At 65.5% G+C, this 11,447-nt stretch carries 6 protein-coding genes and 1 pseudogene; 5 read left to right on the forward strand and 2 right to left on the reverse strand.

Features of this window, described 5'->3' with window-relative positions:
• Nucleotides 1-38: 38 nt before the first annotated feature.
• The 4 genes and pseudogenes from ABZ478_RS36250 to ABZ478_RS36265 all read left to right on the forward strand — a co-directional run bounded on the left by ABZ478_RS36250 (nucleotide 39) and on the right by ABZ478_RS36265 (nucleotide 3,809).
• Nucleotides 39-1,235, forward strand: a complete 1,197-nt coding sequence (locus ABZ478_RS36250) for an MAB_1171c family putative transporter (protein ID WP_359556537.1) — start codon at nucleotides 39-41, stop codon at nucleotides 1,233-1,235.
• Nucleotides 1,228-2,637: an FAD-dependent monooxygenase gene (locus ABZ478_RS36255; RefSeq protein ID WP_359556540.1), complete on the forward strand. Its 1,410-nt coding sequence runs from the start codon at nucleotides 1,228-1,230 to the stop codon at nucleotides 2,635-2,637. The genes ABZ478_RS36250 and ABZ478_RS36255 overlap by 8 nt, the downstream gene beginning before the upstream one ends.
• 343 nt (nucleotides 2,638-2,980) lie before the next feature.
• Nucleotides 2,981-3,115, forward strand: a pseudogene (locus tag ABZ478_RS36260) (IS701 family transposase); the annotation flags it as partial.
• Between the two features lie 118 nt (nucleotides 3,116-3,233).
• A complete protein-coding gene (locus ABZ478_RS36265) occupies nucleotides 3,234-3,809 on the forward strand; it encodes an LmbU family transcriptional regulator (protein ID WP_359556543.1) in 576 nt (191 codons plus the stop codon).
• Between the two features lie 92 nt (nucleotides 3,810-3,901).
• On the opposite strand, the gene ABZ478_RS36270 is transcribed toward ABZ478_RS36265, so the two are convergent.
• Nucleotides 3,902-5,485: an MBL fold metallo-hydrolase gene (locus tag ABZ478_RS36270; protein WP_359556545.1), complete on the reverse strand. Its 1,584-nt coding sequence runs from the start codon at nucleotides 5,483-5,485 to the stop codon at nucleotides 3,902-3,904.
• Nucleotides 5,478-6,200: a class I SAM-dependent methyltransferase gene (locus tag ABZ478_RS36275; RefSeq protein ID WP_359556548.1), complete on the reverse strand. Its 723-nt coding sequence runs from the start codon at nucleotides 6,198-6,200 to the stop codon at nucleotides 5,478-5,480. The genes ABZ478_RS36270 and ABZ478_RS36275 overlap by 8 nt, the downstream gene beginning before the upstream one ends.
• A 319-nt stretch (nucleotides 6,201-6,519) precedes the next feature.
• Between ABZ478_RS36275 and ABZ478_RS36280 the strand changes: the two genes are divergently transcribed.
• The coding region (locus ABZ478_RS36280; protein WP_359556550.1) for an amino acid adenylation domain-containing protein at nucleotides 6,520-11,447 on the forward strand (4,928 nt) is incomplete at its 3' end.

Here is an 11,447-nt window from a genome sequence, read left to right on the forward strand (position 1 = left end):
GCCGCTTACCACACCCCCCCACAAGAAGAGAGAACGACGTGTCATCCGGTCCCAGCAGTCTCGGCTTCTACATCAGCGGGACCCTGCTCCTGCTGGCATGCGCCATGAAAATCCCCGCGCTGCTACGAAGGCGGCACGACACACTCTTACAGGCAGCATGCTTACTCCTCTTCTCGGCGGCGTGCCTCATACTTCTGGCGGCTCCAGAGTCCATCGTCACAATCAACCAGCTCACCAAGGTCCCCAACGCCGCGGCCCCCCTGGTCTACGCCATGACGACCGCCTTCTCCGGAGCGAGCCTCGTACTGATCGTCAACTGGCGATCAGCATCACCGGAGCAGACCCGCCGAGTAACACGCCTGGTCGCCGGCACGTACAGCCTGGCCATCGTCGCGATTATCGTCCTGTTCTGGGCCGGGGACGCATCCGCGGAACAGGTCACTCTGTTCGACGCCTACTACGCCCGCACGCCGTACATCAGAGAAATGATCGTCACCTACTTGCTCGCCCAAGCCGTGGCCATGACGGCAGCGAGCACGCTGTGCTGGCGGTGGTCCGCGCACGTGCACGGGTCACTCCGGGCGGGATTACGCATCCTCGCGCCCGCGTACCTGTCCATCGTCGCCTACGACCTGATCCGATTAGTCGCAGTCGCCGCCCGTTGGACGGGCAGGAACCGCCTGGACTTCCTCGTCGACAAAGTATCCCCCCAACTTGCCGTACCCTCATGCGTCTTCGGAGCTCTTGGATTCGCCCTGCCTCTCACAGGCCCACGCCTTACCACCACCGCACGATCCCTGCGGCAACTGCGGCAACTCACACCCTTGTGGAAGGTCCTCGAGGATGTGCCCACACCAGGGGCGATCCGTGCGCCACTCCCATGGTGGCGAACGCCCCCAGCCGTACTGCTCACAGGACGCAGAACCGCACTCCACGACGCCATCCTGGCTCTCGCCCCGTACTGCGACCCAGTTGTCCGCCAGGCCGCCTATGACGCAGACCTGCGCCACGGCAGCCACGAGTCCCACGCCACAGTCACCGGAAACGCGGCCATGATCCTCGTCGCACGAGAACGGCAACGCATAGCTCCTGAAGAAGCACACGACGCCTTGCACACCTCGACCTGGCGCTTGGACGATCTGGTGCACCTGTCGCAGGCGATCGTCTCGCCCATCGTCCAACACACATGTCAGCAGTACAGGCACTCACAGAAAGCAGCAGCCCACCATGACTGAGAGGTTGGACAGCCCAATCAAGCGCGCGGTCGTCGTGGGAGGAAGCAGCGCGGGCATGCTCGCAGCCGCCGCCGTCAGAAACCGCGTCGACTCCGTCGAGATCATCGAGGCACACGAACTGCCCACCGGCTCCGAGCCGCGCACCGGCGTCCCACAAGCCGCTCACATCCACTTCCTCCAGGCCGGCGGCGCCGAGGCCATCGACTCGCTGCTGCCAGACACCATCAACCAGTTGCTGGCCGCAGGCGCCCATCGCGTTCCCATGACCACCAACATGATCGTCCAGTCTCCCGAGGGCTGGTATCGCAGATGGCGGAGCACAACCCACTACGTCATCACCGCGAGCCGAGATCTGACCGACTCCATCATCCGAAACCAAGTCCTCAAGGACCCCCGAGTCAGCGTCCGTACCCAGACCAGGGTCACCGGGCTGCTCGGGAGCAACCGCCAAGTCACTGGTGTCAGGGTCCGCGAAGCCGACGGCGGTGAGTCGACACTGAGGACTGACCTGGTCATCGACGCCTCCGGCCGGGCCTCCCGAATGCCCCATTGGCTCGAGGGACTGGGGGTCACGGGCCTCGCCGAGGACCGTATCGATTCCGGCTTGGTATACGCCAGCCGTATGTACCGGGCTCCCGTACCCACCCGGAACTGGCCCGTTGTCGCGATTCAGGCCGATCCGAGTCTGCCCCAGCCCGGCACCGCCGGCGGCATACTGCCCATCGAAGGCGATCACTGGCACGTGAGCCTGATGGGCGCACCTGGCAGGCACCCAACCAGCGACCCCAGTCAATTCGCAGCCTTCGCCCGCACACTGCGCCACCCCGTCATCGCTGACCTCATCGAGCATGCCGAACCGGTCACCGACGTCAGCGTCACCCACAGCACCGCGAACCGGCGCTACCGCTACGAAAGGCTCAACCCCTGGCCAGCGGGACTGATCGTGCTGGGAGACGCTCTCGCCGCCTTCAACCCCCTCTACGGGCAGGGCATATCAGTGGCGGCACTGAGCGCCGTCGCGCTGCGCGACGGCCTTGACCACGGCTTCGCCCCCGACTTCGCCAGAAGGGCGCAGCGGGACATTGCCCGCCGCACCAACACGGCCTGGACCCTAGCCGTAGGGCAGGACATCCACTTCCCCACCACCACAGGTAAAAGCCCGACTTTGGCAGACCGGCTCCTGCGCCGCTACATCAGCCGCCTCTCCCGCACCGCGACCGGCTCATTCCATGCAGCGACGGCCCTCACCGACGTGCTGGCCTTGCAGGCACCGCCCACGTCTCTCGTGAAACCGAGCGTGCTCCTCGCGGCCCTCGTTGGCCCGCAGCGTCCCCAACTGCACGGTCCGCAGTTCACCCCAGCCGAGCAATTCCTGCTTAAGAAACTTGAAGTATCCAAGTAGCCGGAGAATGGAAGCCAGGCGCTGGTACGGCTGGCGCGGCCTCGGCGACCATCGACACCGGCACGCAGTCGCCTCAGCGCAGTCTGTGCAACTAGCACTTCACCCGACTGGGTGACCGATGGCACTTACAACAACATACTGGCCGCCGCTCTGAACCGGGTCTGTCGCAGAAAGTGCGGGCAGAAACGCTACACGGGAACTGACCAGAGCAGCCCATATCTGGAGGCCCGAGGACATCCGGTGGCTCCCGACGGCAACGACTGGTGGCTGCGGTCGGGAAGTACCTACGGGACATAGCCCGCGATCTCGGCAAGGCACGTGCCGCTGGTGGCGGTAGGACATACCGCTCACCTGTAATGAGATCCAGCACCTGTTCGTCGTCCGACGCGTCCACGATGCGGCCCGCCGGCTCAACTGGACCCACCGGCGACGCCGCCACCAGGCCAGCCACTATCAGCGACAATCCACTCAGGCATGAAGATCACGATCTACAGTTGGAGTACTAGGTAACAGCCAACCCTTACGGCAGCGTATAGCTAAAAAGATGAAACAGGGGAATATCTATGCAACCAATGCTGAATCGAAGCGCCACCTCAATGACGCACGTCGAGTGGATGGGAGGGGATGCCCTTCTGGATTCCAAGGCGCTTGCTGGACAGACCTGCCTTCGCCTTCCCGAGGGCCTCTCGATCGAATCTTGGCGCCAAATGGGTGAGCGGATTCAGGCTGTCACAGATTTATCAGCATGGTGGATCGGTGATTGGCTCATATACGGGCAGAAACATTACGTAGGGCGCTACCGGCGAGCAATGGAGGGCACGTCACTCCACTATCAGACCCTGCGCAACTACGCATGGGTGGCCCGTAAGTTCAATCCGGACCGCCGCCGCAAAGAATTGACCTTCCACCACCACATGGAAGTCGCAGCACTCACCAAGGAGGAACAGGATCATTGGCTTGATTTCGCCGCTCGCCTGCATTGGACCCGGGACGAATTGCGACGACAAATCCGGGCCAGCGTTTCACCCGCGCGAGATCAGCCCGACACCCCTCCGGTTCAATTGAACCTACAGTTGGACGAAACCCGACTGGAGCGGTGGCGAGCCGCGGCAAAGGAGAGCAACCAGGATTTGCGGGACTGGATAACGTCCATCGTTGACGGTGCCGTTTAATTCTCGGATTCCTGCCTGAGGGGTGCCCTCTGCCCATTCGATGGACTGAGGGCACCCCTCGTTGGATGCGCATTTCTGCGCGCCGAGAGGTTTTACCAGCGCCATTCCTGCTGGCCGAAGAGATGGTCACCCTTGATGCCGTGATCGGTACACCATTTCATGAACTCTTCGATTTGCTTGATCTGATAGGTGTCTTCGTTGTAGGTCGTAGCCATGACGTGCCCCAGCCACTCCTCTTCACCCATGGCATAGATGTGCACCTCACGGGCACCCAACTCGGTCGTGATCGCCGCGGCCTGTTCCGCGTTCGACCCGGATAGCTTGCGGGAGTTGCTCATCGCCTTGGTCACCGGTGTGGTCAACAACGCCTGGTAGAGCCAGGTGAGCGGGGCGCCGTCACACTCCATGCCCAGGAACGCGATGTCAGCCTTTCCCAAGTGCTCTCGCACGTATCGGTAGAGCGTAGGCTCGATGCCCGACGAGTCGGCTCCGATGAACACCTTCTTGCCCGCGAGCTCGACCCAGTACGTCGACTTGCTTCTGATGTCCAGGTCGCAGTGCTCGCCCAGGAAGGGCGTCGCCACGACCTTGCCGCCGGGGAACGGCACCTCGTCGAAGTCGTCCACCTCCAGCACCGGGAAGCCGAGGTGCTTGAGCGCCAGGGCGATCGACGGATCCGGGAGATTGCCGCGCGAGGGGCGCGGCACCACGATCGTGCCGACGCGGCCGCGCAGCTGCAACAGCGTCTCCAGTACGATGTGGTCCTGGTGGCCGTGTGTGATCAGGACCAAATCGATGAAGTCCGGAAGGTCGTCGAGCGTGTACCGGCCGGCCATGGAACTGTCCGCGCTGATGAACGGGTCGGTCACGACGGAGCCTTGAGGCGTCTGCAGCACCAGGCAGGCGTGTCCGAAGTACCGGATGCGCCCTCCGCCCTGGATGTGCCGGTCCTCAGCCAGGCTGGGCCGGTCGCTGAGGAGCCCGGACAGCTGCGCCGCCTGCGCGTCGTCCAACTCCAGCGCCTCGCGCAACCGGGCAGGCGTCGTGGGACTGACCCGGGCCTTGAACAGTTCCTCAAGGCCGCTGTGACGGAACGGAATCGGCAGTTCTAGTACATCCGGAGAAGACAGACGGGGTGTGCTCAGAATGAAGGGCCGCTCCGTGCCCGGCTCCAGCAACAGCTGCACCGACTGCCGGTCCTCCGCATACACCGCGCTCTTGTACAGGAGCGGCTCAATGAAACGCATCGCTGCCTGGTTCTCGGTGTCGAAGACGAGTTCCACGAGTCCGCCCAGTTCGGATGGCAGCTTCGGATAGAGCGGATTGAGGTCGAATCCGGTCGCGGCTTCCCGCAGCAGCTCGTGCCCATGGGCGATCGCGGACGCGAAGCGCAGCATGTCCGCCCGGTCGCGCTTGATGGAGTCGAGCAGGTCCTGGACCTCGTCACGCCGCTTCTTGTGGATGTTCACGAAGAAGCCGCCACGCAGCGTGGGATTCACGCTGGCCGCCATGTGGACCTGCGGCGACTGCAGATACGACTCGAGCATCGGAACCTGGCGGTTCGCCAGGTTCAGTGCCGCCTGCGCCGGCGCGAGAGTGTGCAGCCAGGCGTAGAACCGGTCGACCAACGGCTCGACTATTGCCTTGGACTTGAGAAAAACCTGCTCGTCAGGCATTCACGCCTCTTTCCAAAAGGGTCTGGTTCACGGTGAAAAGCCGGGCGTCGAAGTAGGGGTCGTCCGGTGACACCAACGTCTCGCCGACCTGCTGCCAGGCGGCCCTGCCGATCAATGCCGGCAACAGCCGCTCGCCGACGAGGCAGACGATCACCGGTCGGGGGTGGTCGCGCAGCGACTCCTCGATATTGCCGAAGACTTGACCGGCGATGTCCTCCGTGAACGGCTCGTACAGGTAGAAGAAGGCCGCATCGGCCGGGATGGCGAAATCTCTCGCGTCCGTGCAGCGGACCTCGACGTCGTGGCACCTCTGGCTACTCGCCCGGTACTTCTCGATGTTCGCCCTTGCCATGCCGCACAGGTATTCCGAGAACTCGACACCGATGACCCTCTTGAAGGGTAAGTCGGCTGCGGCGAGCAGGACTCGGCCCTTGCCGGAGCCGAAGTCCACGAAGGTGACGTCCTGGTGCTCGACCGGTGCCGCCGCAATGACATGGAGAATCGTGCGGATCGGCGTGGGCGAGTACCGGGAATGGGAGCTCAGCGTATCCTCGTTGGCCTCCGGAATCTCCCACGGCTCAATGGGACGACTCGTTTCGACCCCGTGGGTGGTGTCGAATCGGGCCAGCGCGTCGATCTCCGCCAGCTTCGAATCGAACCGTTCCTGGAAGTCAAGGGATTGGAGGCCGCGACGGCGACTGTCTTCTTCTGTCATGAGGCCCCTTCCGGGGAATACAGCGCTGCGGAACCGCACCAGGACAACCGATGGGTCCGGCGGCACACGGCGACCTTAGCCCAACCGCAAGAGCAGTCGGATGCACTGGCGAAGAAGACGAGGCTGTCTCGCCCGCGAGACAGCCGGATCGGCTACGTTGCTCTTCTGTACGGGCAGGCCCGTCGAGGCTTCGGCTGCATCTCGTCGAATTAGGAAACGGCAGCCACCCTCCTCGGTCATACGGTGGGATACACCAGTCCTGGCCTGTCGATCAGCGACTCAGCCCGTTGTGTGCGGGGGACGAAGAAGGAATGAGTTCATGATCCCGTTGTCTTTCGCGCAGCGTCGGCTATGGTTTCTGCGCAAGCTCGAAGGCCCATCGGCCACTTACAACATGCCCTTGGCCCTGCGGCTCGCGGGGAAAGTCGACACGAACGCACTACGTTCGGCCCTGCACGACGTGATCGGTCGGCATGAGTCGCTGCGAACGGTGTTTCCCGAAGCCGACGGCGAGCCGCACCAGCTGGTCCTGGACCCGGCAGACGTCGATGTCCGGTGGGAGCACCGGCACACCTCGCGCGAGGAGCTGTCCCTCGCTCTCGAACAGGCCGCTCGCCACGCCTTCGACCTCTCCTCCGAAGTGCCCGTCCGAGCTTGGCTTTTCGAGCAGAGCGAGGACGAGTACACGCTGCTCCTGCTGATCCACCACATCGCCGGCGACGGATGGTCCATGGGCCCGCTCTCGAGGGACCTGGTCGTCGCGTATTCCGCACGCGCTGCGCATACGGCGCCGCAGTGGCCCGAACTTCCTGTGCAGTACGTGGACTACACGCTGTGGCAGCGTGAACTGCTCGGCGAGGAGTCCGATCCGAGTTCCCTCCTCTCCCGGCAGGTCGCGTATTGGAAGCAGCAACTGGCGGGCACGCCTGAAGTGGTCTCGTTCCCCACGGACCGGCCGCGTCCCGCCGTCGCGTCGTACAGCGGCAGCCGACTGACCTTCCAGTTGGACGCGGCGCTGCACCGGCGACTGGTAGCCCTCGCGTCGGGCAGCGACAGCACGGTGTTCATGGTGTTGCAGACAGCCATGGCCGCCCTGCTGACAAGGCTGGACTCAGGGAAGGACATCGCTCTCGGTAGCGGTATGGCGGGCCGTACCGATGCGGCACTCGACGATCTCGTCGGGTTCTTCGTCAACACCTTCGTGCTGCGTACGGACACCTCGGGTGATCCCACCGTCCGGGAACTCCTGGAGCGCGTACGCCGGGCCTGCCTGGACGCCTACGAGCACCAGGACGTGCCGTTCGAGTATCTGGTGGAGCGCCTCAACCCGAAGCGCACGGCGGCGCATCACCCCCTGTTCCAGGTCGCCATGGTCCTTCAGAACGCCCCGAGAGGGCGATTCGAACTCCCCGGTATGTCGGTGGACGCGGACGTGGTGAGCTCCGGTAGCTCGCGCTTTGACATGCTGCTGTCACTCGTCGAGTCCCATGACCCGGAAGCGGGCCCGGCCGGCATCGAGGTGCTCGTCGAGTACGCCACGGATCTATTCGACCGTTGCTCGGTCGAGGGCTTCATGCGCCGTTGGTCCCGGCTGCTGGAGCAGGCGGCGGCCGACCCTGGGGCGCGCGTGGGGCAGTTGGAACTGCTCGACGACTCCGAGCGCGATCGATTGACGATGGAGTGGAACCGTACTGCCGTTGATGTCCCGCAGGCGGACCTGGCCGAACTGTTCGAGGAGCGCGTGCGTTCGGCGTCCGACGCGCCGGCGGTCGCTGTCGTGGGCGGCGACCGTCTCTCGTACGCGGAGCTGAACACCCGGGCGAACCGGCTGGCGCATTGGCTGATCGCACAGGGAGTGGGCCCCGAGAGCCGGGTGGCGGTGGTGCTGCCGCGGTCGCTGGAGATGGTGGTGGCCACACTTGCTGTTCACAAGGCCGGTGCCGCCCATGTGCCGGTGGACCCGGACTATCCGGCACAACGACGCTCGTTCATCCTTTCCGACTCGTCTCCCCGTGTCGTCCTGGACGAGGACGCCATGGCTCGCGACACGTCCGGCTTTCCCGGTACGGATCCCCGAATCGACGCCTCGCCGGACCGTCTGGCGTATGTGATCTACACGTCCGGCTCCACTGGCACGCCCAAGGGCGTTCTGGTGTCCCATCGCGGCATCGCGAGCCTGGCCCACGTGCAGGCTCGGCGGCTTGGAGTGACTGCGACCAGCCGCGTGCTGCAGTTCGCGTCGCCGAGTTTCGACGCGTCGGTGTGGGAGCTGGTGATGGCCTTCTCCTCCGGCGCCCTGTTTGTGGTGCCGGGTGCGGGGCGCCTGGCGGGTGACGCGCTGGCCGCAGTGCTGGCCGACGAGGCCGTCACCCATGTGACGCTCCCCGCGTCGGTGCTGGGCGGGATCGCGCGCGGCCACGAGTCGGGCCTGCCCGCGCTGGAGTGCCTTGTCCTGGCGGGCGAGGCCGTGCCGCCCGAGTTGGTCGCACGGTGGTCGGTGCCGGGACGTCGTGTCGTGAACGCCTACGGGCCGACGGAGTCGACCGTCTGCGTTTCGATGGGAGAGGGCACCTCGCAGGGCGCCGTCCCGATCGGGCGCGCGGTGACGAACACCAAGGTGTTCGTTCTCGATTCGGCGCTGGAGCCGGTCCCCGTGGGTGTGGTGGGTGAGCTGTATGTGGCGGGAGCCGGTCTGGCTCGAGGTTATGCGGACCGTGCGGGGCTGACCGCCGAGCGGTTTGTCGCCTGTCCCTTCGTGGCAGGCGAGCGCATGTATCGCACCGGCGACCTGGTGCGGTGGCTCAGGGACGGCCGGCTGGAGTTCGTGGGCCGAGCGGACGAGCAGGTGAAACTGCGCGGATTCCGGGTCGAGCCCGGCGAGGTGGAAGCCCTTCTGGCAGAGGAGCCGGCAGTGCGGCAGGCAGCCGTGGTGCTGCGCGAAGACACGCCGGGCGACCAGCGGCTGGTCGCCTATCTGGTACCCGACCTGGAGACCGTTGCCACGGACGAGCCGTCGGCCGACGAGGGTTCCCAGGTGGCGGAGTGGCGGGAGATCTATGACTCCGTCTATGCGGTGCCGAAGCCGGCATCGGCACCCGGGCCTTCCGGGTTCGCATTCGGTGGGGACTTCACCGGTTGGGTCAGCTCGTACTCCGGCGATCCGATCGCCCTAAGCGAGATGCAGGCCTGGCGCGACACGGCGGTCCAGCAGGTCCAGGACCTGGGCGCGGAGCGCGTGCTGGAGATCGGACTGGGTTCGGGCTTGCTCATGGCTCGACTCGCCCCGCAGGTGACGGAGTACTGGGGCACGGACCTGTCCGCCGCCGTCGTCGACCGGCTCCGCGGCGAAGTGGAACGGGCCGGCCTGTCGGAGCGGGTCCAGTTGCGCTGCCAGGCGGCCGACTCCTTCCAGGGACTGCCGACCGGGCACTTCGACACCGTGCTGATCAATTCGGTTATCCAGTACTTCCCCGACAGTTGTTATCTCTCCCGCGTGATCGACCAAGCCCTGGGCGCCCTCGCGCCCTGCGGCCGCATCGTGATCGGTGACGTGCGCCACGCCGGGACACTGCGCACCCTGCACGCCGCGATCCACCAGGGGCAAGGTTCGACAGCCCGCGCGGTCGTGGACCGCGCGGTCATGCTCGAGAAGGAATTGGTCGTCGCCCCGGAGTTCTTCGACCATGTCGCGCGGCACGACGAACGCGTCACGGCCGTCGACATCCAACTCAAACGAGGTGCCTACCACAACGAACTCACCCGCCACCGCTACGAGGTCATCCTCCACACGGCGCCCTCCGTGGCCGTGGACGTGGCGAGAGCGCCCGAAACCGCCTGGGCCCCGTCCACCGACCTGGCGGACCTCTTCGGCGCCACGCAACTCCCTCTGCGCGTAAGGGGAATCCCGAACGCGCGCCTGGTGGCCGAGGTCGCCCTGGAGCGGCGACTTGACGGACTCGAGGCGCGAGCGCCGGAGACCGGCGTGGACCCCGAGGACCTGATTGCCCTGGGAGCCGAGCACGGCCTGAGGGTGGTGACCACCTGGTCGTCCCGCTCATCGGACCTCTTCGACGCCGTGGTCCTCCCGTCGGACAGCAGCCGTGCCCCGCTGACGGGCGTCTACACACCGAGCACCACACGTGCTCCTTGGACGAACAGCCCGGGCCTCGCGCGTGGCATCGGCTCGCTCATGGAGTCGGCGCGTCGACGCCTCGCCGAGCGGCTGCCCGAGTACATGGTGCCGTCCGTGGTGATGGCGCTCGACCGACTGCCGTTGACGGTCAACGGCAAGTTGGACCGCGCGGCGCTGCCGGTGCCGGACTATGCGGCGGTCGTGGACGGCCGTGTCCCGCGCACTCCGCAGGAGGAGGGACTGTGCGGCATTTTTGCCCAGGTGCTGGGGGTGGAGGGGGTTGGTGTCGATGACAGTTTCTTCGACCTCGGAGGGCACTCCCTCCTCGCCACCCGGCTCGTCAGTCGCATCCGCACGGTGCTCGGCACGGAGCTCTCGATCCGTGACGTCTTCGACAATCCCACTGTCGCTCTCTTGGCGGAGCGGCTGGGGTTCGGCGCGGACGGGCGTGCCCCGCTGACTCCCGCGGTGCGCCCCGACGTGGTTCCGTTGTCGTTCGCGCAGCGTCGTCTGTGGTTCCTGCAGCAGTTGGAAGGTGGCTCGGCGTACAACGTGCCGATGGCGCTCCGGCTCAGGGGTGAGCTGGACGAGGAGGCGCTGCGCATCGCGCTCGGTGATGTCATGGGGCGCCACGAGTCGCTGCGCACGGTCTTCCCGGAGACCGACGGTGAGCCGTTCCAGCTCGTCATGGACGCGGGGGATGCAAAACTCTTCTGGGAGCGGCGCTCGGTGACGGAGGGCGAATTGCCTGCGGCCTTGGAGGAGGCCGCCCGGTACGGATTCGAGCTGGCCGCCGAAGTCCCTGTGCGTGCCTGCTACTTCGATGTCGGCCCCGACGACGGCGTACTTCTCCTGCTGCTGCATCACATTGCGGCTGATGGCTGGTCCATGGGTCCGTTGGTCCGTGACGTCGTCACGGCGTATACGGCCCGTGTGGGGGGTGTCGTGCCGCAATGGTCTCCGTTGCCTGTTCAGTACGCCGATTTCGCTTTGTGGCAGCACGGGATTCTGGGTGATCATGCCGATGCGGACGGTCTGTACGGGCGTCAGGTGGATTACTGGCGTCAGGCGCTGAGCGGTCTGCCCGAGCAGATCTCCCTGCCCGCCGATCGTGT

Source organism: Streptomyces sp. NPDC005706 (genome assembly GCF_040631045.1).
Classification (GTDB): domain Bacteria; phylum Actinomycetota; class Actinomycetes; order Streptomycetales; family Streptomycetaceae; genus Streptomyces.